The sequence below is a fragment of the Acrocarpospora pleiomorpha genome (assembly GCF_009687885.1).
In the GTDB taxonomy this organism is placed as follows: Bacteria; Actinomycetota; Actinomycetes; order Streptosporangiales; family Streptosporangiaceae; genus Acrocarpospora; species Acrocarpospora pleiomorpha.
The window spans coordinates 24,329-48,532 of sequence record NZ_BLAF01000008.1 but is presented as its reverse complement, the minus strand read 5'-3'; the positions used below and the strand labels follow the sequence as shown (position 1 = coordinate 48,532).

Below are 24,204 nucleotides of genomic sequence, written 5' to 3'. Positions count from 1 at the left end.
GGCTACTGAGGCCGGTCACAATATAGATCGCACGAGGGGAGGGTTCATGAGTGTGATCACCAGCCGGCTGGACACGTCCGCCGCCGAGTACGAGGCGCGCCGGGCCGCCATGCTGGCCAAACTCGCCGAGCTCACGGCCGAGCAGGAGAAGGCGGTCGGGGGCGGCGGCGAGAAGTATGTGGACCGGCATCGCGCCCGCGGCAAGCTGCTGGCCCGGGAGCGGATCGAGCTGCTGATCGACCAGGACTCGCCGTTCCTGGAACTGTCGCCGCTGGCCGCGTGGGGCAGCGATTTCCCGGTCGGGGCGAGCGTGGTGACCGGCATCGGGGTGATCGAGGGCGTCGAATGCGTGATCGTCGCCAACGACCCGACCGTGCGCGGCGGCGCGTCCAACCCGTGGACGCTGCGCAAGACGCTCCGCGCGGCGGACATCGCCCTGCGGAACCGGCTCCCGCTCATCAATCTGGTCGAGTCCGGCGGCGCCGACCTGCCGACGCAGAAGGAGATCTTCATCCCGGGCGGCCAGATATTTCGGGATCTGACCCGATTGTCGGCGGCGGGGATTCCCACCATCGCGCTGGTCTTCGGCAATTCGACGGCGGGGGGCGCGTACGTTCCCGGCATGAGCGATCACGTCGTCATGGTGAAGGAACGCGCCAAGGTGTTCCTCGGCGGCCCGCCGCTGGTCAAGATGGCCACCGGCGAGGAGGCCGACGACGAGTCGCTCGGCGGCGCCGAGATGCACGCCCGCGACTCCGGCCTGGCCGACCACCTGGCCGCCGACGAGCACGACGCCCTGCGCATCGGCCGCCGGATCGTCCGCCGCCTCGACTGGCACAAGCTCGGCCGCCGGCCCGGATCGGCGGAAGATCCCCGCTATGACGAGGACGAGTTGCTCGGCGTCGTCCCCGAGGATCTGCGCGTCCCGTTCGACCCGCGCGAGGTGATCGCCCGGATCGTGGACGCGAGCGACTTCGACGAGTTCAAGCCGCTTTATGGAGCGAGCCTGGTCACCGGCTGGGCCAAGCTGCACGGTTATCCGATCGGGGTGCTCGCCAACGCGCAGGGGGTGCTGTTCGGCGCGGAGTCGCAGAAGGCCGCCCAGTTCATCCAGCTGGCCAACCAGTCCCGGACTCCGCTGCTGTTTTTGCAGAACACCACCGGTTACATGGTGGGCAAGGACTACGAACGTGCGGGGATCATCAAGCACGGCTCGATGATGATCAACGCGGTGGCCAACTCGACGGTCCCGCACATCACGATCGTGCTGGGTGCCTCCTACGGCGCGGGCAACTACGGCATGTGCGGCCGGGCGTTCGATCCCCGGTTCCTGTTCGCGTGGCCGAGCGCGAAGGCGGCCGTGATGGGCCCGGTCCAGCTGGCGGGCGTGCTCTCGATCGTCGGCAGGGCGGCGGCCGAGTCGCGCGGCCAGGTCTACGACGAGGAGGGCGACGCCGCGATGCGAGCCATGGTGGAGGCCCAGATCGAGGCGGAGTCGCTGGCGTTCTTCCTGTCCGGCCGCCTCTACGACGACGGGGTGATCGACCCGCGCGACACCCGCACCGTGGTGGGCCTGTGCCTGTCCGCGATCAACAACGCCGCCGAGCCCGAGCCCGCCGGGTTCGGCGTCTTCCGGATGTGAGCCGCATGACCGTGCAGAAACTTCTGGTCGCCAATCGGGGCGAGATCGCGCGGCGGGTGTTCCGTACCTGCCGGGATCTGGGCATCGAGACCGTCGCGGTGTTCACCCACGCGGACGCCGACGCGCCGCACGTGGCCGAGGCCGACCACGCGGTGCTGCTGGGCGACGGGTCGCCGAAGGCGTACCTGGACATCGCGCTGGTGGTGGAGGCGGCGCGGGTTTCGGGGGCGGATGCCGTACATCCGGGGTATGGGTTCCTGTCGGAGAACGCCGCGTTCGCGACGGCGGTGCTGGAGGCGGGGCTGACCTGGATCGGTCCGCCGCCGGAGGCGATCGCGGCGATGGGCTCGAAGGTCGAGGCCAAGGCGCTGATGGCCGAGGCGGGCGTGCCCGTGCTGCCCGGCCTGTCCGAAGGGGACGCCGGTCCCTTCATCGTCAAGGCGTCGGCCGGGGGCGGCGGGCGTGGCATGCGGATCGTGCACGACCCGGCGGAATTGCCCGAGGCGCTCGAATCGGCCGCGCGGGAAGCGGAGGCGGCGTTCGGGGACGGCGAGGTGTTCGTCGAACGGTTGCTGGTGGGCGCGCGGCACGTCGAGGTGCAGATCCTGGCCGACGCGCACGGCACGATCTGGGCGCTCGGCGAGCGTGAGTGCTCGATCCAGCGCAGGCACCAGAAGGTCGTCGAGGAGGCCCCCTCCCCCGCCGTCACCCAGGAGCTGCGCAAGGAGCTGGCCGAGGCGGCGGTGAACGCCGCCCGAGCGATCGGTTATCGCGGCGCGGGCACGGTGGAGTTCCTGCTCGCCGACGGGGGTTTCCACTTCCTGGAGACCAATACGCGCCTCCAGGTCGAACACCCGGTCACCGAGTCCGTGTACGGCGTGGACCTGGTCCGCCTGCAGATCGAGATCGCCGAAGGGGCCGCCCTCCCCGGCCTGCCGCCGAGCCCGGTCGGCCACGCCATCGAGGTCCGCCTGTACGCCGAGGATCCCGCTCACGACTGGCGTCCCGGCAGCGGCCCGCTGCACCGCTTCGAGATCCCCGGCATCGAGTCCGAGTTCACCGTGAGCGGCCTGCGCCTGGACTCCGGCGTCGTGGACGGCTCCGCGATCGGCACCCACTACGACCCGATGCTGGCCAAGCTCATCAGCTACGCCCCCACCCGCGAAGCCGCGGCCCGCCGTCTCGCCACCGCCCTGGCCAGGGCCCGGATCCACGGCCCCGCCACCAACCGCGACCTGCTGGTCAACGTGCTCCGCCACCCCGAGTTCCGGGCGGGCACGATCGACACCGGCTTCCTGGACCGCCACGACCTCACCGCCCCGCTCGCCGGCCACGAGGCGGTCCGGCTCTCCGCGCTGGCGGCGGCGCTGGCCCAGGCCGCCGCGAACCGCACCACCGCCAAGGTCCTCGGCGGCCTCCCGAGCGGCTGGCGCAACGTGCCCGCCAAACCCCAGCGCACCGAATTCGCCGAGCAGACCATCACCTACCGCCTCACCCGGGACGGCCTGCACTCCCTCCCCGGCGTCAGCCTGATCAGCGCCGACCACACCCACGTCGTCCTGGACACCGCCGGCGTCCGCCGCAGGTTCGACATCGCCGCCTACCCCGGCGCCACGTTCGTCGACTCCCCCCTCGGCCCGGTACGGCTCACGCCCGTCGACCGCCTCCCCGAACCCGCCGAGAAGGCCGCGCCCGGCTCGTTGCCCGCCCCCATGCCGGGCACCGTCCTCCGCGTCGAGGTCAAAGCGGGCGACCCGGTGAGCCAGGGCCAGCCGGTCGTGGTGCTGGAGGCCATGAAGATGGAACATCGAATCCTCGCCCCGGCGGAGGGCGTCGTGGCGGAACTGAACGTCGCCCCCGGCGATCATGTCGAGGGCGGGACCGTGCTCGCGGTCATCCAGAAGGGCGAGTAAGCGCATGGAGAGTGTGGTTCACCTGGAGACGAGCCGGGGCGTGGCGACGGTCACGCTGGACTCGCCGCGTAACCGCAACGCCCTGTCCCGGCAGCTGACCGAGGAGCTGTCCGCCCACCTGGAGGCCGCCACGGCCGACGAGGACGTCCGGGCGGTCCTGCTCACCCACACCGGCTCGGTGTTCTGCGCGGGCGCGGATCTGGGCGAGGCCGCCGCCGAGGGCATGGACGCGGGCAGCCGGCGCCTGATCGATCTGCTGACGCTGATCGTCGAGCTGCCCAAGCCTGTCCTCGCCAAGGTGACGGGGAAGGCGCGGGCGGGCGGGCTCGGCCTGCTCGGGGCGTGCGACATCGTGCTCGCCGACGACCGGGGCGACTACGCGTTCACCGAGGCGCGGCTCGGCCTGAGCCCGGCGATGATCTCCCTCACCCTGCTGCCCCGCCTGGACGCCCGCGCCGCCGGGCGGTATTTCCTGACCGGCGAGACGTTCGGCGCGCCGGAGGCGGAGCGGATCGGCCTGCTCACTAAGGCCGTGCCCGCCGACGAGCTGGACGCGGCGGTCGAGACCGTGCTGGCGGGCCTGCGCGCGGGCTCGCCGCAGGGGCTGGCCGAATCCAAGCGCCTGGTCACCGAGCAGGTCAGGCATGCCCTCGCCGAGCGCGGCGCGGAGATGGCCGCCCGGTCCGCCCAGCTGTTCTCCTCGGCCGAAGCCCGCGAGGGCATGAGCGCGTTCCTGACGAAACGGCCCCCGTCCTGGGCCGTGCAGTGAGCGCGCCGCTGCGTATCGCCAACTGCTCCGGCTTCTACGGCGACCGGCTGTCGGCCGCACGGGAGATGGTCGAGGGCGGCCCGATCGACGTCCTGACCGGCGACTGGCTGGCCGAGCTGACGATGCTGATCCTGGCGGGGAACCAGCTGAAAGGTCGGCCAGGTTATGCGCCGACCTTCCTGACGCAGCTGGAGCACGTGCTCGGGCGCTGCCAGGAACGCGGCATCAAGATCGTCTCAAACGCGGGCGGTCTGGATCCGGCCGGGTGCGCGCAGGCGGTCGCCGACCTGGCCACCCGATTGGGCATCCACGGGCTGCGGATCGCACACGTCACCGGGGATGACGTGCGGGAGCTGGCCGGGGAGGGGGCGGTCACCGCCAACGCGTACCTGGGCGGGCGACCGATCGCGGCGGCGCTGGCGGCGGGCGCGGACGTGGTGGTGACCGGCCGGGTCACCGACGCCGCCCTGGTCACCGGGCCCGGCATGTGGCGGCACGGCTGGGGCCCCGGCGATCTGGACGCGCTCGCCGGTTCCGTGGTCGCCGGGCACATCATCGAGTGCGGCTGCCAGGCCACCGGCGGCAACTACGCCTTCTTCGCGGAGGTGCCCGGCCTGGCCGACTGCGGCTTCCCGATCGCCGAGCTGCGCGCCGACGGCTCGTCGGTGATCACCAAACATCCGGGCACCGGCGGCCTGGTCAGCGTCGGCACGGTCACCGCGCAACTGCTGTACGAGATCGCGTCCCCGCGCTACCCCGGGCCGGACGTGACCGCCCGCTTCGACACCATCCGCCTCACCCAGGACGGCCCCGACCGCGTCCTGGTCACCGGGGTGACCGGCGAACCGCCGCCGGAGACGCTCAAGGTCGCCGTCAACCGGCTGGGCGGCTACCGCAACACGATGACGCTCGTGCTCACCGGCCTGGACCTGGCCGCCAAGGCCCGGCTCGCGGAAAAGGCGATCTGGGCCAGAGTGCCGAAGGAGTCCTTCGAGCAGGCGCACGTGGACCTCACCCCGCTGGACGGCGAGACGGCCCTGCTCCGGATCACCGTCATGGACCCCGACCGGAAGCGGGCCGGGCGCGGGTTCTCCGCCGCCGTCGTGGAAACCGGCCTGGCCTCCTACCCGGGCCTCTACGGCCTCACCCCGCCCGGCGACGCCACCGCCTACGGCGTCTACACGCCGTCCACGATCGCCAGGGACAAGGTCCACGTCCAGGTGTGGCTGGACGGCCGGGAGATCCCCGTCCCTCCCGACGATCCCCCGCGACCCCGGCCGATTCCCGCCGCGCCTGAGAACGGACTCCCGTACGGCACCCACGTCGGCCCGTGGACCACCGCCGGGCTCCCCCTCCCCGCCGACGTGACCGAGGAGACCGTCCCGCTCGGCCGCATCGCCGGCGCCCGCTCCGGCGACAAGGGCGGCGACGCCAACCTCGGCGTCTGGGTCCGCACCCCCGAGGAATACGCCTGGCTGTCGGACTACCTAACCGTCGAGCGCCTGCGCGAACTCCTGCCCGAGGTCCGCGACCTCCCCATCGAGCGGTTCCCCCTGCCCAACCTGCTCGCCCTCAACTTCGTCGCGTACGGCCTGCTCGGCCAGGGCGTCGCCGCCAGCCCCCGGCTCGACCCCCAGGCCAAAGCCCTGGGCGAACGCCTCAGAGCAGTTCGGGTACCTTTGCCCGGTTTGTAATTCTCTGAAATGAGATGCCATGGAAACATGAGCCGTCCTACAATTGCCCGCAATTGCGACAATTGTTCGGGGAAGGGCGTCGTCATGCGACTCCGATTTCTAGGCTCCACCTCCGAAGCGGGGGCCTGCCCCTCACTGTACGAAACCGACCGCGGCACCATCGTCGTCCAGGGACTCGAACTGGTGGACGCGGACGCGCGAGCCGATCTGCGGCACGTGCTCGACGGGGAGACCGCCGTGGAGGTCCCACGGGAACTGCTGGTCGAGATCGCCAGAAGGGTGCTGAGTTGATCGGACTGTTAGGGAGTTCCCTATGGTCTGAGCGGTAGTCGCGCGTCTACCTTTGAGCGCACTACGGCCGGAGGTTATGGGTGAGCGGGTTCCAGCAGGCGCGGATCGATCTGGGGCTGCAGCTGCGGCAATTGCGGGAAAGTGCGCACCTGTCGGGCAAGGACCTCGCCGAACGGCTCAACTGGCAGCCCTCCAAGGTGTCCAGGATCGAGAACGCGCGGCAGACCGCCACCGAGGACGATGTAGTGGTGTGGGCGCAGGTCGTACGGGCCGAACCGGCGGTGGTGGACGGGCTGATCCAGCAGGCGGTCGGCCTGGTCGAGCGGCAGGACTCCTGGCGCGGGAGGCACAAGAGCGGCCTCGCCGCACTCCAGGAGGATATTCGTGACCTAGAGTCACGAACCAGGACGTTCCGGGCGTTCGAGCCAGGCGTGGTGGTCGGCCTGCTCCAGACCTCCGAGTACGCCCGCCACATCTTCGCCAAAGTCCGCCGCCTGTACGAGGCCACCGACGACGTGGACGCCGCCATCCGGGTTCGCATGCAGCGCCAGGAGATCCTCTACGACCCGGCACGCTCGTTCCGTTTCATCATCCCGGAGTCGGTGCTCTACTACCGGCTCGCCCCGGTGGACGTGATGCGCGGCCAGATCGACCGGTTATTGGCCGTCACCACCCTGCCCAACGTCGAGTTCGGCGTCCTGCCGTTCACCACCCCACTCCCCGCGGCCCTGCTCAACTCCTTCTGGATCTACAACGACGCCCTGGTGGCGGTCCCCACCCGGACCAAGGACATCCTGTTGCGCGACCCCGACGACATCGCCTTCTACGCGCGCGCATTCGAGGAGTTCGCCGAGGTCGCCTCCTTCCGGGAGGAGGCACGATCGGTTCTGGTGCGGGCCGCCGACGACTACGCGAAACAATCGGTGGATTAGCGGCAACAATTGCTTGCACTGTAGAAGTCAGCCGTGCAATCCTTTTCCCTTAACCGGGAGGTGATTGTGCAATGCTGGACACAATGTCCTGCCTTGAGCGGTTCGCTGCAGCGACACGTGAGCACATCGATCTTTCGGTCCGGCTGATGACCGCGGCCCCACCCCGGGTGCAGGTCCGCAACCGGTTCAGCGACAACCTGACCGAGACGGTCACCTGCACCGAGCGCGGCGCCTTCATCACCTCCTGGGGTTACCGCCTCGGCACGGTGGACTCGGTCGAGGACGCGGCCGCCCGGCTCGCCTACCTGATGGCGGCGCTGCCCGCGTAGTCGCGGGCCATCCGCTCCAGATTCACCAGGAACCTTCTGACGTCGTCCTCGCCGTGCTGGACCGACACCGTCCACTGCTCGCACTTTCCCCACGGCGGCAGGAACACCCCGCCGTTGTGCTGGTAGAGCCAGTGCGCCTGCCCCCACTGGTCGGGGTAGTCAAGGAAGTCCCGGTAGTTGCGGAGCAGCCGGTCGTGGAAGATCACCGCGCCCTTGGCGCCGAACGACTGCACGTATCCGGCCAGGCCGTGCGCCCGCAGGACTGCCACCGCACCCTCGGACATGATCGCCCGCAGCCGTTCGAAGTGCCGGTAGGCGCCGTCGTTCAGCACGTCCAGCAGCACCGTCCTGGCCGCGGCCATCGTGAGCGGGTTGCCGTTGAAGGTGCCCACCTGCTCGTACACGCCCTCGGCGATCAGGCCCATCAGCTCGGGGGTGCCGCCGATCGCGCCGCAGGGCAGCCCGCCGCCGAGCGCCTTGGCCAGGCAGATCAGGTCGGGCGCCACGCCGAGCAGCTCGCTGGCCCCGCCGGGAGCCACCGCGAGCCCGGTCTTGACCTCGTCGAAGGCCAGGTAGGCGCCGTGCCGGTTGAGCAGCGCCTTCAGCGTCCCCAGGTAACCGTCCGGCGGCGGGATCAGCCCGATGTTCATCATGATCGGTTCGACGATCATCCCGGCGATCTCGCCCGGGTTCTCGATCAGCGCCCGCTCGACCGCCTCCAGGTCGCCGAACGGCACCACGATCGTCAGCCGGGCCAGGTCCGGGGGCACGGCCAGGCCCTGGCGCACCGAACGCGGCCGGAACGCGGGCCCGGCGTCCTCGGCCGACGGGTAGACCGACACCTCCACCGAGTCGTGGTGGCCGTGGTAGCTGCCCTCCACCTTGATGATCTTCATGCGCCCGGTGGCCACCCGCATCAGGTGCACCGCGTCCATGGTGGCCTCGGTGCCCGAGTTGCCGAACCGCCACATCGGCAGGCCGAACCGGCGGGCCAGCGCCCGCGCGACCACGACCGCGTCCTCGGTCGGCTGGGCGAAGTGGGTGCCCCTGCGGACCCGCTCGCCGACCGCCGCCACGATGGCCGGGTGGGCGTGGCCGACCAGGCCGACGCCGAAGCCGCCGTGCAGGTCCACGTAGGAGGTGCCGTCCACGTCGACGATGCGGGAGCCGGAGCCGTGCGAGATCCACACCGCGCCGGGGGGCGCGTCCTGCCAGTTGGAGGCGACGCCTCCGGCCAGCACGTCGGCGCAGTCCCGGCGGATGCGCCGGGATTCGCCGGTCCGGGCCAGGAAGGCGGCTTCCTGGTCCGCGATCATGCTGTCCAGTCGTGCCAAGCTGTCCGGGCGAACCAGGGGCTCGCTGACGACAGGCATGTCAGATCCTCTCGGGAAGGGCCGGAGCTCGGCCCGTGAGATACGCGGTCGCCATGGTGGCGATCCACTGGTAGGTGACGTCCTCGTCCGCGGTGAACGGGCCCGGCAGGTAGCCGCGCGAGGTGACGCCGCGCTGCACGCCCTCGCAGGCCGACCAGTCCTGGCGGTTGGTGACGTCCCAGAAATCCACGGCGTAGGCGACCTCGGTGGTGCCCGGCGGGAACAGCCACTGGCAGGTGACCTTCGTCCGGCCGCCGCTGACCGGTTCGAGCACGTGGGTCATGACGTAGTCGGGGTGCATGCTGAGCAGCAGGTTCGGGAACAGCTGCACGTATTCCACGATGCGCAGCCGCTCGCCGGTGATCCCCGGCAGCGGCCCGGCTCCCGAGGAGCCGTCCATGGACATGGTCTGCGCGCCGTCGACCAGGTCCATCCTGCCCCCGGCCCACAGGCCCTCCGGGCGGTAGTTGTCGCCGCTGTCCGGCGGGGAGACCCGGCACAGCTCGGGGTGGATGGCCGGGCAGTGGTAACACTCGTGGTAGTTCTCGACGGCCAGCTTCCAGTTGGCGTCCAGCTCGTAGTCGTGCGAGGCGGCGACCTCCAGGCCCGCCATGCCGTAGGGGGCGACGATCTCCTCGAGACCGGCCAGATACTCCCCGATGGGCGGCGCGTCGCCGGAGGCGTTCACGAACACGAACCCATGCCATTCGATCACCGGCACCGGAACCAGGCCGAGCTTGGGCGGTTCGGCCCGGGGGACCTTGTGCAGGTCGCCGCGCAGGTCGTAGACCCAGTTGTGGTACGGGCAGGCGATGAACCGGCCGGTGGCGCTGGAACCGCAGGGCAGCAGCTCGTGGCCGCGGTGGCGGCAGACGTTGTAGAAGCCGCGCAGCGTGCCGTCACCGTCCCGGACCAGCAGCACCGAGTCGTCGCCGACCGCCACGGCCATCCGGGATCGCGGCGCGAGCGTGGTGGCCCGGCCCGCGCACACCCAGCCGCCGCCGAAGACGACGCGCCGCTCCCAGGCCAGGACCTCGTCGCTGGTGTACGCCTCCCGCGGCAACATCATCCCCGGCGGCTCCAGGCACGCCCGGACGGCATCGAGGTCCAACGGGGCCGGCGTCATCGCCACCACTTCCTGTCCTTGAGAACGCGTTTTCCGCACAGATATCCGGCGATGCCGGTCACCCCGCCGCCGCCGTGGGTGGCCGAGGAGCACTGGTAGAGGCCCTTCACCGGGGTCGTGTAGTCGGCGAAGCCGGGGGCGGGCCGCAGGTGGAAGAGCTGGTCTGGGGAGAGCTCGCCGTGGAAGATGTTGCCGCCGACCAGGCCGTACTCTTCGGCCATCTGGTGCGGGCCGATGACCTGGCGGTGCAGTACGGAGGCTTTGAAGCCGGGGGCGAGCTGGTCGTAGCCCTCGATGACGCGGTCGGCGTAGGCGTCGAGCTCCTCGGTGTGCGGTTCGTCCGCCCAGGTGTGCGGGACCCATTGGGTGAACATCGACATGATGTGGGTGCCGTCGGGGCAGAGCGTGCGGTCGAGGGTGGAGGGGATCACGCTGTCGGAGAATGGGGCGGTGGCGGCGCGTCCCGCGCGGGCGTCCTGGAAGGCCTGCTCGACGTATTCGATGGAGTGGCAGAGCTCGACGGAACCGCTGAGCTGCTCCTCGGTCAGGTCCGGATTTGCCGTAAATTTCGGGAGTTCGGAGAGGGCGACGTTGATCTTGACAACGCCGCTGCGGGAGCGCCATCGTCCGATGTCGGCGACGAAATCGTCCGGGAGGTGTGTTCGGTCCAGCTGGTCCAGGAAGGTGATTCTCGGGTGGGTGGCGGCGACGACCGTACCGGCCTGGAATTCGCGGCCGTCGCGGAGGGCGACGCCGGTGACGCGTCCGTTCTTTACCAAGATGCGGGCCACTGGCGCGTCGGTGAGCACGGTCGCGCCGAAAGCCTCCGCCGAGCTGCGGATCGCGGCGCTGACCGCGCCCATGCCGCCGACCGGGTAACCCCAGCTGCCCATCTTGCCGTCGCCGACGTCGCCGATCGTGTGGTGCATCATCACGTAGGCGGTGCCGGGCTCGGCCGGTCCGGCCCAGGTGCCGATCACGCCGTTGATCGCCATCATGCCCTTCACCTCGGGCGACTCGAACCACTCGTCGAGCAGGTCGGAGACCGACATGGTGAACAGGCGGACCGCGTCGGCGGCGCCCCTGGTCGACAGGCCGCGCATGCCCCAGGCCAGGCGGAGCTGCTCCAGCAGGTCGCGCGGGCGGGTGGAACCGACGTTGGGCGGGGTCTTCATCAGGAGCGGGGAGAGCACGTCGCCGATGCCGCGCAGCCACGCCTCGTATTTCGGCATGTTCTCGGCGTCCTTCGGGCTGAAGGCGGCCAGCTGGGCGTGCTCGTGGGCGGGGTCGCCGGTCTCGGTGAGCAGGGATCTGCCGTCGGGGAACGCGACGAAACTCGGGCCCATCGGGATGACCTGGTAGCCGTGTTCGTGCAGGCGCAGGTCGTTGAGGATCGTGGGGGGCATCAGGCTCATCACGTACGAGAGCGCGGTCACCTTGAAGTCGGGGCCCCAGGGGGTCTCGGTGGTGGCGGCGCCGCCGGTGACGGGGCGAGCCTCGAGGACGAGGGGGTCGAGGCCCGCGCGAGCGAGGTACGCGGCGACGACGAGCCCGTTGTGCCCGCCGCCAACGATGATTGCGTCGTATGTCTGTTTGAGGTCGGTCGGCTTCAGGTCCACTGCGAGAACCCCTTCTGCGCGGCGTTACGACCCGGAAAACTTGTGTCCGCAAGCCTTGTGGCCTTTGGTCCTCAGCGACAGACTAACTGGGCAACCAGTCAGTCTGGCAAGAGGTGATTTGGGTTCCAGAAGAGAGACCGCCATGCCCCCCTCGATAGATAGACGCAAGTTCCTGCTGGTCAGCGCACTCGCGAGCGTGACCGCCGCGTGCGGATCCGAGCGGCCGAGAAGACCCTCCGCCGCCTCCGCGGTGCCACTCAGCCGAACCGACTCCCCGGCCGCGCTCCCCCTGCACGACGATGTGCCGATGATCGCCAACGGCCTGTCGCCGGAGACGGGTGGCACCCTGAAGTTACTCAACTACGCCGAGTACATCTCCCCTGATGTAGTGAAAAAGTTCGGTAAGGAGCACGGGGTCGAGGTGGAGATCACCACCTTCATCACGCAGGAGGAGGCGATCGCCAAGCTGCGTACGGCCGGAGCCTCCTTCGACGTGTGGTTCCCCACGCCCGACGTGATCGGCAAGGCGGCGGTGGGCAAGCTGCTGCTGCCGTTGAACAAGACGTATCTCGGGAATCTAGGCAACGCCTGGCCGCAGTTGCAGAGTCCGTTCTATGACGAGGGCGCGCGGTATTCGGTGCCGTACAACGCGTACACGACCGGAATCGGGTATCGGGCCGACAAGGTCAAGGACGTGACCGGGTATGACCTGCTGTGGAATCCGGCGTACAAGGGCAAGGCGTATCTGATCGACGATCCGCGGGAGGCGCTGGCTCTGGCCATGCTGAAGAACGGGTCCCTCGAGATCAACACCGAGGATCCCGCCAAGATCGCGCAGGCCGGGACCTGGCTGACCGAGCTGGTCGACCTGATGAACATCAAGCTGGGCATCGTCGCCTACCAGTACGTCCCCGAGGGCCAGGCCACCGTGCACCACTGCTGGTCCGGCGACATGATCAACGCGCAGTCGTACCTGCCGAAGGGGGTCGAGGCCGACGTCCTCGGCTACTGGTACCCCGGCGACACCACCGGCGTGGTCGGCACCGACTCCATGGCCATCCCCCGCACGGCCACCAAGCCGGTCCTCGCCCACATGCTCCTCAACCACCTGCTGGACAACGGCGTCGGCCAGGAGAACTTCTCCTACACCGGCTACCAGCCCGCGCTGACCGCGATCACCCCCGAGAAGATGGTCACCGACGAGTTCGTCACCGAGCAGCTGAAGAGCGCGATCGTCACCCCGGACGTGTACGCGCGCAGCCAGCAGATCTTCCAGATCACCCCGGCCGCGGAGGCGCTCTGGAACGACTCGTGGGCCAAGTTCAAGGCAGGCCAGTGACCCGTCGCGGGCTGCGCGCGGGCAGCGCCTCGATGAACGTTCACAGGGGTCGGCGCCATGTCCAGGACCCTGTTCCCCGACGGCCGGCCGCTGTCGCCGTTCCCCGACGGCCGGCCGCTGTCGCCGCGCTGGCGATGACTGGTCCACTGACATGACCCCGGAGCCTGGGCCTCCGCGTCGTGTCCCGCGACGCAGGACAGCGGCACGAAACGGACTGTGGGCAGCCCTGGCCGCCCCCGGCACGCTGTGGATCCTCGCCCTGTTCGCGGTCCCGTTCTACGCGGTCGCCGCCGTGGCCTTTGGATACACCGATCCGGTGTTCAACGCGCCGGTGCCGGAGTGGGACCCGCGCTACTGGGACTTCACGGCGTTCGGCGAGATCCTTTCGCAGTCGATCTCCGGGAATCTGCGGCCGGTGTTCCTGCGCACCCTGCTCTACGTGCTGCTGGCGCTGGCGATCTGCGTGCTGGTGGGGTATCCTGTGGCGTACTACCTGGCCAGGCATGCCGGGCGGCGGCGCGGGCTCCTGCTGGCGCTGATCCTGGCGCCGTGGTGGGTCAACTACATCACCCGGATGCTGGCCTGGCTGAACCTGCTGCAGGACGACGGCTACGTCAACGACCTGCTGCTACTCACCCGCCTGGTGGACGAGCCCGTGCGCTGGCTGTCAGGCAATCCGGTGACCGTGGTCCTCGCCCTCGTTTATGGATATATCCCGTTTTTCATCGTGCCGTTGTTCTCGTCGCTGGACCGAATCGACGAACGCCTGCTGGAGGCGGCCCGGGACCTGGGCTGTTCGGGCCGCCGGGCGTTCTGGCATGTCACGCTGCCCTTGTCCCGCTCCGGCCTGATGACAGCAGGGGCGATCACCGCGCTCCCCATGTTCGGCGATTACTACACGAACACGCTGGTATCCGGCTCCCCCAAGACCACGATGGTCGCCAACCAGATCGAACTCTACCTACTCGGCGGCAACCGCAAGGAACTCGGCGCATCCCTGGTGCTGCTCATGTCAGCGCTGCTGATGGTCCTCATGGCCTACTACCTGGTGGCGTCCCGACGCGCCGAGGAGGCAACCGCATGAACCGCCGCCCTACCTTCCTGGCGTACTACCCGGTGGCCTCGCGGCGGGCCGAGGAGGTCAGCGCATGAAACGCCGTCCTACCTTCCTGGTGACCTCGCGGCGGGCCGAGGAGGTCAGCGCATGAGACGGCGTCCCATCTTCCTGGCCACGCTCACCTGGGCGTATGTGGTGTGGTCGCTGGTGCCGGTGCTGATCGCGATCCAGTTCTCCTTCAACGACGGCAAGTCCCGCAGCGCCTGGCAGGGCTTCTCCACCCAGTGGTACGTCGGCGGAACCGGCTCGGTGGCCGAAGACCCCTCCCTCCGCCTGGCACTGACGAACACCCTGATCCTGGCCGTCCTCACCACCCTGATCGCGACCCCACTGGGCGTGGCGATGGCACTCGGCCTGTCCCGCTGGAAAGGCCGCACCAGCCGCGCCGCCAACGGCCTCATGCTCCTCCCCCTGGCCACCCCCGAAATCGTCATGGGCAGCGCCCTCTACCTGGTCTTCACCAACCTCTACCTCTTCGTCCCACTAGGCCTCCCCGCCCAGGTCCTCGGCCACGTCACCTTCTCGGTCTCGTACGTCGTCGTGATCGTCCGCTCCCGCCTGGCCTCCATCGGCGCCGACTACGAAGACGCCGCCCGCGACCTAGGCTGCAACCGCCTCCAAGCCCTCCGCCTGATCCTCCTCCCCCTCCTCTCCCCCGCCATCTTCGCCAGCGCCATGATCGTCTTCGCCTCCTCCATGGACGACTTCGTCATCTCCTCCTTCCTCTCCCCCGACGCCTCCACCGCCACCGTCCCCATAAAGCTCTACACAGCAGTCCGAAACGCCCCCACCCCCGCCCTCAACGCCCTGGCCACCGTCCTCCTGGCCGGCTCAGCCCTGGCCCTCATCCTCGCCTGGCTGGTCCTGCGCCGCAGGGCGGGCACCAAAGCCCTGGAAGAAATGGCCTCGTTCTAACGGATGCCCTTAGGGACACTAATAGCGATATCTGTTCTCATGAGACGCCCCCTCCTTTTGCGTCCACTGCCTCGACCAACTCGAAGAACATTCTTCGCCCGAAGCGGGTGACCGAACCAACGGACTCGAACCTGCTCTCCCTCAGGACAAGATCGACTATATATCTCCCATATCTCCCCCTGAAGCCCCATCCCGAACATTGGGATTCGAATGAGGACAAACTCCTCCTCGACGCACAGAATACGTTATAATCGACGGCGGAGAGGTCAATTTCGCCTTGACTATACGCGCGATAGCCATCTACTAGATGATAGTTCCGGCCATTAGGCGCCGCACCGAACTCGGCCCGCGCGAGATCGGTGTCCGAGAATTCAAAAATCTCCTCATACAGCAGAGGGACGTTCTTCGTATCTCCCCAAGCCCGAGACCTATAGGCATCCGCCCCCAGATAGCGTGGCAGGGGTAATTCGGCACTGCCGGAGGGCGAGACACCTCGGAATAGGCCTACCAATTCTGGCCCGAAATCAGCTTCGGTCAAGGCCAGACTGTCGATGGAATCAGCGGCCTGTTTTGCTTGTGCGACATCGGCGGATCGTTGACCGCATCCCGTGAGCAGGCAGGCTAGGACAGCGGCAGCAGAGAGAAGCCGGCAAGAGCGCGCCTTGAAGAATGTCCGCTCTCGTCGAATGGCCGGGTAAACCATACCCGCCTCCTTCCGAAGGACGATGAGTGTTCAACGATCTGGTTCAGCCGACGTGGCGCAGCGTCACAAGGACGAGTTTCGACGGATCATCGACCTTCTCTGCGATCAGGAGTGCTGCTCGCTGCTCGGGGAAGATCGACGGCCCAGTTCCCCATTGCCGCAAGAAGGGCTCGAGAGGTTCGACCATGGCGATGGTTTGTCGCCGGTCAGAGACCAGATGATACCCTTCTCCTTGGCCTATCGGCTCGCCGCTCCAGCCGGAGGATCGCATTTTCTCCACTTGCTGATCGATTGCGGCACCGACGTCCACCTGCTTTCTGTCCATGGCGATATACTCGTATTCGAAGAGCGGACTGCTCGCATTCGTCAGCTCCTCGGCCACGGCCAAGACCTCACCACCGTACGCAATCTCCTCCCGCACGGAGTCGTCCACGCGAACGGGGGCCCGATGCGATATCCACGCGCCCAGTCCGGTCAGGGCCACCGCAATCAAAAGAACCGGGACGGCGATATGAGGACGGACCCGCATTCAGAGACTCCCATCCTCAGCCAGCGACCTACTCACAGCTTCACCTCCAGAACTTAATCGACGAAGCGCTACGGCTGTTCACCGAACGCGGCTACGACAAGGCCACGATCGCCGACGGACCTTCTTCAGCTACTTCGCCGACAAGGACGACCTGCTGTTCGCCGACGCCGACGACCTGGAACGACTGCACGCCTCGACCGCGAATGGGCCAACCTGCGCGCCGCCCTCGACACGGCGGTCCGGCTGGCCGACAGCGCGGCCCGGCTCGTCAACGCGCTCACCTGGTACTGGCTCCTACGCGGCCGCCTGGCCGAGGCCCGGCGCGCGCTCGACCTGACGCTGGGCGCGCACGACGACGCGGGGCGGCAGGCGAGTCCGGCCTGGCCCTGGTTCTGGCCGAGCTGGGCTTCGCCGCCGAACAGCGCGGCGACCCTCAAACCGCTCTGAAGCTGCACCTGGACGGCCTGGCCTCGGCCCGCGCGATCGCTGACCCCCGCGCCGTGGCCCTCGCCTTCGAGGCCATAGCCGGGGCACTCACCACCGCGGACGCACCACACGCGGCCCGCCTGCTGGGCACCGCCGCCACGCTGCGCTAGTCGGTCGGCGCTCCCCTGCCAGCAGCCGAACGAGGCGACGTGAACCGCATCACCACGGCGTTACGTGAAACCCTGGGGAACAGGGCGTTCACCGCCGAGTTCGAGCACGGCACGCACCTGACCCCTGACCAAATGATCCAGACCTTCGAGTAAAGCGCCGAAGACCGACCCTGGTCTAGACGCCCTGGCCACACTCCTCCTGGTTGGCTTCGCCCTGGCCCGCAGCCTGGCCCGGCTGGCCTCCGCCGCCGCACGGGCACCAAAGCCCTGGGAGGAAAGGGCCTTGTTCTGACGCCATCAGGGACGACTCCGATGGGTTCAGGGTCCAAGATCCTCAGCAAATGTAACCAGATTGCAGGCAAAGGTAACCGGATCCTAGGCAAATGTAACTGCGAACCGGTTACATTTGACTCTTGATCCGAGATCTCATCGAGTTCGTCGGCCGCCTGTGCGCGACCGGAGGCGACACCGCCGAGGTAGGACCGAGCCTGCGCGCCGATCTCGCCGTCGAGATGCACGCTGAGATAGGCAGCCGTAGCGCGACCTAACCAGTTACCATGTCGAAAACATGAAAAAACCCGATGGAAACACCGGCTCAAATGCCGATTATTCCATTTCATAAGGCTCGGCTTCCACGACCACAAGGCCATCGGGGTTGGGCCGCGTCCGAAGGTCCTGGATCATCTTGAGCACCTTAGAGTCGGCCGCGTTATGTGACTCAGAGGCCGCTATTCCTTCGATGTACACCAGCGCGTTCTCCGGCTCGGGCGAATCCATCGCCACGGACTCCGGGAGCCGATCGATATTAATCGTCCACCCACGCGCTACCAGGCGTTCACTCGCTCTGGGAACAGCCTGTTTCCCAGTCACGCCACCGACGTCGAGGACCAGGACGTCGGTGATGGTGGTGAGCCCCTCCCAGGTGTACTCCGTCGTTGTCCGGGCGACTACCTTCCCGATGCCTCGCACGTCGCTCAAAACGCCGGGATCGACCCGTTCCGTTCTTAGAAAGATCCCCGGGATGCAGCCCGCTAGGAGAAACATGCCGCCCACGAGTGCGAGTGACCTTACGGCGTGTTCTCCTCTCATGGATTCGACCACCAGCAGTTCCTTTCTAAGCAGTTCCAATACTCGCGAGCTGCGGCGGTCACCCAGCCATACAGGGCTTCCTGGCGTTTGACCGCGCCTCTCACTACCGCACCGCAAGCGGTGAGGGGAGGAAGCGACGCGGTCACGAGCAAGGAGCAGAGGACGCGTTTCATGGGCTGCGTCCTCCCTCCACCGGCAAGACCCCCAAGTGGGCGTACGGAAAGACCTTCGCCGCTTCGGCCTCGTCCATCAAGGCAGAAGAGCTCATCAGCATCAAGTCCAGCTTCACCGGCGAGGGCGCAATCGGCTCGTCGTGGCTGCTCAGCTACAAGAGCGCCCGTCGTCTTGGCTACCTGAACGGTGCGACCATCGGCGTCTCCGACACCGAGCGATCGCGGCCAGCAACGGCCCGGCCGCCACGCTGTCCTGGCCGCCGAAACCGAGATAGACCTCCACCTGCTGGTCTGGCCGAACATGGCCGGGTTGCCCGCACCACCCCCCACAGCCCATCGCGCGTGGCCCGGCCCCGCGTGACGCCTTCCGCTGGGGCGGCTTGCCGATCCCATAGCTCGGATTGCAGCGCTGTGCGCGCAGCGGTGTCGAGGGTGCTAATCCCACTGAGGTCGTTCAGGGCAATTCAGATGTCATGCCTCGGAGCAGGTTGGCCAGGCCTCCGCGGAACTCCTCGTCGGCGTTGACGGTGCGGGCGTGGCCTGCGGTTTCGGACATGTAGGGGAACTCGGTTGGGGGGAGGTCGGCGATCGCCTGGGTGCCTGGGCCTGCCAGTGGGCCGAGGTGTTCGAGTTGGATCGCGCCGACGATGTAGGCGAGCAGGCAGCGCAGGCCGATGACGCGGTCGCGACCGTTCAGGCCTGCGTCGGTGAGGATGCCGACGACTGTCTCCGACCAGCGCAGCAGGCGAGTGGATCGGTGGCGGTGGGCGATGATCAGCGGGACGACCCCGGGGTGGGCGCCCACAATGTCGCGGACCCGATTGGCCATGATCTCGATCCGCTCGGGCCAAGGCGTGTCCGGGGCGGGAGGGTTGGTGTCGACGGCGCCGAGGACGAGGTCGATGACGTGCTGTTCGAGTTCGTCCCGATCGTCGACGTATCGGTAGAGCGCCATCGTGCTCATGCCGACCTGCTGGGCGACCGCGCGCATCGAGAGTCCGGCGAGTCCGTCGTGGTCGATCACGTGGAGAGCGGCCGAGGCCAGCTGGGCGGGAGTGAGCGAACGCGGGCGCGGCATGGCGATTGACAGTGTACGGCATACGCTTTACCGTCGTAGGCGTATGCCGTACGCCTATAGAAGGGCTGTCCGATGGGTGCGACCCGAACCGCGGTGAAGCACGGGGCCGTGCTCACCGCCCGCGAGCTGACCGCGGTCACCGGCCAGCCGATCGCCATCCCCGACCGCGAGCGGCTGATCCATCTGCAGTTCCGCCGATTCGCGGGCTGCCCGGTCTGCAACCTGCATCTTCGTTCCGTGGTGCGGCGGCATGAAGAGATCGAGGCGGCCGGAGTCCGCGAGGTCGTCGTCTTCCACTCACCCGCCGAAGAGCTGGTCGAGCACACGGCGCACCTGCCGTTTCCCGTGATCGCTGATCCCGGCAAACGGTTGTACGTCGAGTTCGGCGTGGAGTCGGCGGCCCGCGCGGTGCTCGACCCACGCGTGTGGGGAGCGATCGTCCGCGGGATCGCACTGAGCGCATGGGGGATCCTCCGCGGCCGCGATCGCGCACCGGCTGCCCGGCCGCACGGCGGCCGATTCGGCCTTCCCGCCGATTTCCTGATCGGCCGCGACGGCCACGTCCTCGCCGCCAAGTACGGCGAGCACGCCTACGACCAATGGTCCGTCGACGAGCTGCTCATCCTGGCGTCCCATGCGCCGAAGTGACAGCTCCTGACGTTCTACAAGGCAATCCCCCAGGTGATGGGGGGTGCCGTGCGGGCCAAACGGGCGGTTCAGGACTTTCTGGCGGGGGCGTCCTTCGGCCTGAACGCGAGCGCTGCGGCCCAGCAGGCGACCGGGATCATCGGCAGGACGTAGCGGTGGTCGAAGTCGAGGACGGCGATCGGGGCCAGGAGCAGGTATGTCGCCGTGATGAAGGGCAGGGCCGCGAGATGTGGGCGTCTTAGTGCGGCGTACGCCCCTGCGAGAAGGATCATCGCGATCATCGGGCCGCGCAGGTATGCCGGGTATTGGTAGGCGATCAGGAAGCTCGCGTATGGCTCGACGCTTTGGATGCCCTTGATGTCGGAGTAGTTGTGGTGAGCTTGGGCGATGAGGGGCTGGTTCGGGAGGGTCTGGGTGCCTTGGGCGAAGCCGAAGGCGGGGGTGACGCGGGCGGGGTGCGGGATGGGGGTCCAGGCGAAGGTGATCGCGGTGTCTTTGAGTACCTCGCGGAGGTAGTCGAAGGGCTGGGCTTTGATGGCTCTTATCGCGAAATTTCGGGCGAGGGTGTTGTGGGTGAAGCGGCCGCCGGGGAGGCGGTTGATGGCTGCGGCGGGGTCCCAGACGTATTCGGACGCGGCGTCCTGGACGGCTTCGGTGGGGCAGAGCCGGGCCTCGTCGGGTGGGGGGTCGATCACCCGGCAGTCGGCGAAGGTCATCGTTCTGGCCCAGAGGGCCACGCCGTCGGCGCCGCTCAGGGCGAAGTGGCCGTGGTGGGTTTGGTACCAGGTGGCGTACAGGAGTAGCGGGAGGATTCCTGTCAGGGCGAAGGTGAGGGCGGGGCGCCAGTGGCGGCGTACCAGAAGGAAGATCAGGACCAGCAGGATCAGCGGGACCGCCACCGTGCGGGTCAGGCCCGCGAGCGCGAGCAGCAGGCCCGCGGCGAGGGGTGTCCGGTCCACGAGCGCGAGTGCGGCGACGATCAGGAAGATGAACAGCGTGTCGGAGAGTACGGCGTGTTCCAGGCGGAGGAACGAGGCGTCGAACAGGAGTGGGACGGCGGCGAGGGTGGCGGCCCAGGCGGGCAGGCGATGACGGCGCAGGGACAGGTAGATGATCAAACCGGTGGCCAGGCCGAGCACGTGCTGGACGGCCGCCACCACGGTCACGCTGTGGAAGGGCGCGAGCAGCCGGAGGAACAGCGGGTAGCCGACCGGGTGGAAGGTGGCGGATGGGCGTAAGTTGTGCGCGGTGTCCAGGTAGGTGAACGAGTCGTACCAGTACAGCTGGGCGGGTGGGTAGCCGAGCATGGTGATCACGCGGAGGGCGGTGGCGGTCACCAGGACGGCGATGAACAGCCGATGGCGGGATGGCCGGGCGTTTTCGGGCAGCGCGAAGCGAACCTCGGTGAGCATGGCGAAATCAGTCCTTGGCGAAAGGGGCAGGTCAGCAGGAGTCGACGGCCTGGGATGGGTCGATCCGGCGAAGGACCTCAGATCAGACGGTCTAGGACGGGGTTGGTCCGGCGGAGGGCCTCAGATCAGCAGGTGTCGACGGCCTCGGTTTTAGTTGGGCCGACGTAGAACAGCACCGTGTCGGCCGAATACGGCCAGCCCTCGTGTACGAACCAGGAGGCCGGCGGCGGGTTCAGCTCCCTGTTGCCCGCCCGGTACACCCATTTCACGGTCCCTATGCCCTTCCGCGCGACCAGCGAGCGGACCTCTGACACCGTCCGGTTGACGAATGGGACGCAATGCAGCAGCTCGCCGGGCATGTCCAGCCGGGCGGTGGATCGGTAGATCTCGCCGGGCCGCGCGGGACGACCGAGCCTGATCACGGTCTGGGCGGTTGCCGTGGCGAGGATCCGGACGCCCAGCACGCAGGGCTGGTGAGCGGCGCACGACTCCAGAGGCTCGATCCCGGAAATCGGGCCTGGATCCCCCTGCCACGGTAGATCCGAGTTGTCCCCGGTCGGGGTGCTGCTGGACGTGGCGTCCGGGACCGGGTCGGGGGCGGTGGTGAAGGTGCCGACGCGGCTGGGCGACACGGGTTCGGTGACGATGCGGATCGGCAGTCCCACGGAACGCAGTTCGGAGCTGTAGACGCGGGGGTCCGCGTGCGGGTTCTTGACCACGACCATGAAGAAGTCGCCCTCGCGCCTGATGTCAAGGGCCGCCTGCGCGGGCGCGGTCAGCGCCCAGGCCAGGACCACCGCGAAACTGGCGGGCAGCAGCGCCCACATCCGCCGCTTGCGTATCCGGGTGGCGGGCACGATGGCCGGAATCTGGGCTGCGTGCACGAGGGTCGGAAGCCGGGTAGGGGGTGCGGCGGCCGGAGTCCGGACTGCGGGCACGGCGGCTGGAAGCCGGGTGATCTCGTCGAGGAGTTCGCGGCTCCCGGGGGTCAGGCCAGGGCCTGGATCGCGGGCGAGACCGGCGACAAGGTGGTCGATTCCGCGTGTCATGACTGGCCCTCCGCGAGCTTCACGGCGCGGGAGCCGTACCTGGATAGATCGAGACCGGCGGAGTCGAGCTCTCTGGCCAGTCGTTTTCTGGCGCGGTGAAGGCGGATTCGGACCGCGCCGTGGGAGCAGCCGAACACGGTCGCGATCTCGGGGGCGGTCAGGCCCTCCCAGCTGACCAGCGACAGGAGTTCGCGGTCGTCGGGGCTCAGCCGGCCGAACGCGGCGCGCACGGTGTCCTGGTCGGTGATGGGTGTGCCCTCGTCCCAGACCGTCAACTCCTCGCGGAGGCGGAGCGCGAGGGCCGACCGGCGGGATTCGCCCCGGCGCTGGTTGGCCAGGACGCGGCGGGCGACGCCGTACAACCAAAGGCGGGCCTGCGGCCCGGCCGGGAGTTCGTCGATCCGCCGCCATGCGGTGGTGAAGGTCTCCGCGATCGCGTCGGCCGCGTCGTCCGGCGAGTCCGTACGGCGGCGGACGTAGGCCAGTAAATCCGGATAATGCGCGAGGTAGAGCTCCTCGAACCGCTGCCTGAGGCCCACATCGCACCCTTCCGGAGGTGACACTTCATTCCTACACATGTCCGGAAGAGCACGAGTGTTTCAGGCTTTATGCGATCACCTGCCGGACGCCTCGGCGTTCCAGCGAACGGCTGATGATGAGCCGCTGGATCTCGCTGGTCCCCTCCCAGATCCGGTCCACCCGGAGCTCACGCAGGAACCGCTCCGCCACATTGGTACGGATATATCCCCGCCCCCCAAAGGTCTGCACCGCCCGGTCAGCGCACCGGTAGGCGGCCTCGCTGGCGAAGAGCTTGGCCACGGACGCCTTGGCGTGCACGATCTTCCGGTCCGCGCCGGAGTCGGCCAGGGCGGCCACCTCGTACACGAGCAGCCGAGCGGCGGTGGCGTCGGCTGCCGAGTCGGCCAGCGGGAAGGCGACCCCCTGATGGTCGATCAGCCGGGCTCCCCCTTGCTCACGAGTCCCAGCCCAGGCGACCGCCTCCTCCAGCAGCCGACCCATGGCCGCGACACAGTGCACGGCGATACCCAGACGTTCCTCCACGAACCAGCTCTGCTGCAGCGCGTCCGCCTGCCCGAGCCCGCCGAGCACCGCGTCCCCCGGCACCCGCACATCGGTCAGCCGCACAGTCGGATGCCCATGCGGGAAGGTATGGGTGAACAACGGCTCATCCACGAACTCCACACCCTCGGTATCGGCGTCGACGATGAACAGCGTGGGCCCATGCCCCTCGACCACCGCCACCACGATGTGCGCCGCGGCCACATCCCCACTGGTCACGAACCATTTCTCACCATTCAGGATCCATTCGTCCCCGTCTGGTACGGCGGTCGTGGCGATACCGGAGGGGTCGGAACCCGCGTGCTCTTCGGTGACGGCATAGGAAATCCAGGCGTCGCCCTTCAGCGCGGGACGCAGGTAACGATCGACCTGCTCGGGGGTTCCAGCCGCCAGCACGTTGTACGCATCCGGGACCCACCACCACAGACCATTGGTGTTCCGCCCAAACTGCTCATGAACCAGCACATAATCGACGGCGGACCACCCTTGACCGCCATGCTCGGGCGCGTGCCGCCCCCCGTTGAGCCGAGCCGCCACCGCCGCCTTCATGATCTCTTGAACGTCTTGCTCGGGCAGCCGCCCTCCGGCCCGCTCGGCGGCTTCCTCACGCGGAATGAGGACGTCGTCCACGAACGCCCTGGCCCGCTCCCGCAACTCAACCTGCTCCGCCGTCAGCCGAACCAGCGACATACCGGGCTCCCTTTAACTGATTGGTCACCCAGTCAAATAGGGAAGGTGAGGCCATGTCAAGCGTGCTCAGTAGAAGAGCATGTGGACGTCGAGATCTC

23 protein-coding genes are annotated in these 24,204 nt (G+C 68.3%); 13 read left to right on the top strand and 10 right to left on the bottom strand.

Annotated elements, in window-relative coordinates:
* The first annotated feature begins 46 nt into the window (after positions 1–46).
* The 7 genes from Aple_RS07440 (at position 47) to Aple_RS07410 (ending at position 7,570) form a co-directional block, all read left to right on the top strand.
* Positions 47–1,642, top strand: a complete 1,596-nt coding sequence (locus Aple_RS07440) for an acyl-CoA carboxylase subunit beta (protein ID WP_155343745.1) — start codon at positions 47–49, stop codon at positions 1,640–1,642.
* A 5-nt stretch (positions 1,643–1,647) separates the two neighbouring features.
* A complete protein-coding gene (locus tag Aple_RS07435; RefSeq protein ID WP_155343744.1) occupies positions 1,648–3,555 on the top strand; it encodes an acetyl/propionyl/methylcrotonyl-CoA carboxylase subunit alpha in 1,908 nt (635 codons plus the stop codon).
* A 4-nt stretch (positions 3,556–3,559) separates the two neighbouring features.
* Complete coding sequence (locus Aple_RS07430; RefSeq protein ID WP_155343743.1) at positions 3,560–4,324, top strand: enoyl-CoA hydratase family protein; 765 nt, start codon at positions 3,560–3,562, stop codon at positions 4,322–4,324.
* 65 nt (positions 4,325–4,389) lie between these two features.
* Positions 4,390–6,018, top strand: a complete 1,629-nt coding sequence (locus tag Aple_RS07425; RefSeq protein WP_246264243.1) for an acyclic terpene utilization AtuA family protein — start codon at positions 4,390–4,392, stop codon at positions 6,016–6,018.
* An 84-nt stretch (positions 6,019–6,102) separates the two neighbouring features.
* The gene (locus Aple_RS07420; protein WP_155343741.1) at positions 6,103–6,309 is read left to right on the top strand and encodes a hypothetical protein; all 207 of its coding nucleotides are present in this window, start codon (positions 6,103–6,105) and stop codon (positions 6,307–6,309) included.
* 80 nt (positions 6,310–6,389) lie between these two features.
* On the top strand, positions 6,390–7,241 hold the full coding sequence (locus Aple_RS07415; RefSeq protein WP_155343740.1) for a helix-turn-helix domain-containing protein: 852 nt from the start codon (positions 6,390–6,392) through the stop codon (positions 7,239–7,241).
* 71 nt (positions 7,242–7,312) lie between these two features.
* Positions 7,313–7,570, top strand: a complete 258-nt coding sequence (locus Aple_RS07410; protein WP_155343739.1) for a hypothetical protein — start codon at positions 7,313–7,315, stop codon at positions 7,568–7,570.
* On the opposite strand, the gene Aple_RS07405 is transcribed toward Aple_RS07410, so the two are convergent.
* Genes Aple_RS07405 through Aple_RS07395 form a run of 3 tightly spaced genes read right to left on the bottom strand, consistent with a single transcriptional unit; the run spans position 7,543 to position 11,688 of the window.
* Positions 7,543–8,943, bottom strand: coding sequence for an aspartate aminotransferase family protein (locus tag Aple_RS07405; RefSeq protein ID WP_155343738.1), 1,401 nt, complete (start codon positions 8,941–8,943; stop codon positions 7,543–7,545). The genes Aple_RS07410 and Aple_RS07405 overlap by 28 nt on opposite strands.
* 1 nt (position 8,944) lies before the next feature.
* The gene (locus Aple_RS07400) at positions 8,945–10,069 is read right to left on the bottom strand and encodes an aromatic ring-hydroxylating oxygenase subunit alpha (RefSeq protein WP_155343737.1); all 1,125 of its coding nucleotides are present in this window, start codon (positions 10,067–10,069) and stop codon (positions 8,945–8,947) included.
* Positions 10,066–11,688, bottom strand: a complete 1,623-nt coding sequence (locus tag Aple_RS07395) for a phytoene desaturase family protein (RefSeq protein WP_218038171.1) — start codon at positions 11,686–11,688, stop codon at positions 10,066–10,068. Before Aple_RS07395 ends, Aple_RS07400 begins: the two co-directional genes overlap by 4 nt.
* A gap of 142 nt (positions 11,689–11,830) precedes the next feature.
* Between Aple_RS07395 and Aple_RS07390 the strand changes: the two genes are divergently transcribed.
* From Aple_RS07390 to Aple_RS07380, 3 genes are all read left to right on the top strand, one after another.
* Positions 11,831–13,027 carry a polyamine ABC transporter substrate-binding protein gene (locus Aple_RS07390; protein WP_170321329.1) on the top strand — a complete coding sequence of 399 codons (1,197 nt, stop codon included), beginning with the start codon at positions 11,831–11,833 and terminating at the stop codon, positions 13,025–13,027.
* Positions 13,028–13,178: 151 nt separating this feature from the next.
* Positions 13,179–14,111: an ABC transporter permease gene (locus tag Aple_RS07385; RefSeq protein WP_155343735.1), complete on the top strand. Its 933-nt coding sequence runs from the start codon at positions 13,179–13,181 to the stop codon at positions 14,109–14,111.
* A 120-nt stretch (positions 14,112–14,231) separates the two neighbouring features.
* Complete coding sequence (locus Aple_RS07380; RefSeq protein WP_155343734.1) at positions 14,232–15,059, top strand: ABC transporter permease; 828 nt, start codon at positions 14,232–14,234, stop codon at positions 15,057–15,059.
* Positions 15,060–15,805: 746 nt separating this feature from the next.
* On the opposite strand, the gene Aple_RS07375 is transcribed toward Aple_RS07380, so the two are convergent.
* Complete coding sequence (locus tag Aple_RS07375) at positions 15,806–16,291, bottom strand: hypothetical protein (RefSeq protein ID WP_155343733.1); 486 nt, start codon at positions 16,289–16,291, stop codon at positions 15,806–15,808.
* Positions 16,292–16,494: 203 nt separating this feature from the next.
* Here Aple_RS07375 and Aple_RS07370 point away from each other — a divergent pair, with 203 nt between their 5' ends.
* Together Aple_RS07370 and Aple_RS55475 are read left to right on the top strand one after the other, a co-directional pair.
* Positions 16,495–16,887 (top strand): hypothetical protein, encoded by a 393-nt coding sequence (locus tag Aple_RS07370; RefSeq protein ID WP_155343732.1) that lies wholly within the window; start codon positions 16,495–16,497, stop codon positions 16,885–16,887.
* Positions 16,888–17,300: 413 nt separating this feature from the next.
* Entirely contained in the window at positions 17,301–17,435 is a 135-nt protein-coding gene (locus Aple_RS55475; RefSeq protein WP_281361531.1) for a hypothetical protein, read from the top strand.
* A gap of 58 nt (positions 17,436–17,493) precedes the next feature.
* Here the strand turns inward: Aple_RS55475 and Aple_RS07365 are convergent, their stop codons facing one another.
* The gene (locus Aple_RS07365; protein ID WP_155343731.1) at positions 17,494–17,988 is read right to left on the bottom strand and encodes a hypothetical protein; all 495 of its coding nucleotides are present in this window, start codon (positions 17,986–17,988) and stop codon (positions 17,494–17,496) included.
* Between the two features lie 615 nt (positions 17,989–18,603).
* Positions 18,604–19,227 carry a TetR/AcrR family transcriptional regulator gene (locus Aple_RS07360; RefSeq protein ID WP_155343730.1) on the bottom strand — a complete coding sequence of 208 codons (624 nt, stop codon included), beginning with the start codon at positions 19,225–19,227 and terminating at the stop codon, positions 18,604–18,606.
* A 72-nt stretch (positions 19,228–19,299) separates the two neighbouring features.
* Between Aple_RS07360 and Aple_RS07355 the strand changes: the two genes are divergently transcribed.
* Entirely contained in the window at positions 19,300–19,875 is a 576-nt protein-coding gene (locus tag Aple_RS07355) for a peroxiredoxin-like family protein (RefSeq protein ID WP_155343729.1), read from the top strand.
* A 68-nt stretch (positions 19,876–19,943) separates the two neighbouring features.
* Here the strand turns inward: Aple_RS07355 and Aple_RS07350 are convergent, their stop codons facing one another.
* The 4 genes from Aple_RS07350 to Aple_RS07335 all read right to left on the bottom strand — a co-directional run bounded on the left by Aple_RS07350 (position 19,944) and on the right by Aple_RS07335 (position 24,106).
* The gene (locus Aple_RS07350; protein WP_155343728.1) at positions 19,944–21,287 is read right to left on the bottom strand and encodes a hypothetical protein; all 1,344 of its coding nucleotides are present in this window, start codon (positions 21,285–21,287) and stop codon (positions 19,944–19,946) included.
* Between the two features lie 125 nt (positions 21,288–21,412).
* The gene (locus Aple_RS07345; RefSeq protein ID WP_155343727.1) at positions 21,413–22,336 is read right to left on the bottom strand and encodes a hypothetical protein; all 924 of its coding nucleotides are present in this window, start codon (positions 22,334–22,336) and stop codon (positions 21,413–21,415) included.
* The gene (locus Aple_RS07340) at positions 22,333–22,875 is read right to left on the bottom strand and encodes an RNA polymerase sigma factor (RefSeq protein ID WP_246264220.1); all 543 of its coding nucleotides are present in this window, start codon (positions 22,873–22,875) and stop codon (positions 22,333–22,335) included. The genes Aple_RS07345 and Aple_RS07340 overlap by 4 nt, the downstream gene beginning before the upstream one ends.
* Before the next feature lie 67 nt (positions 22,876–22,942).
* Positions 22,943–24,106, bottom strand: coding sequence for an acyl-CoA dehydrogenase family protein (locus tag Aple_RS07335; RefSeq protein WP_155343725.1), 1,164 nt, complete (start codon positions 24,104–24,106; stop codon positions 22,943–22,945).
* Between the last annotated feature and the right edge of the window lie 98 nt (positions 24,107–24,204).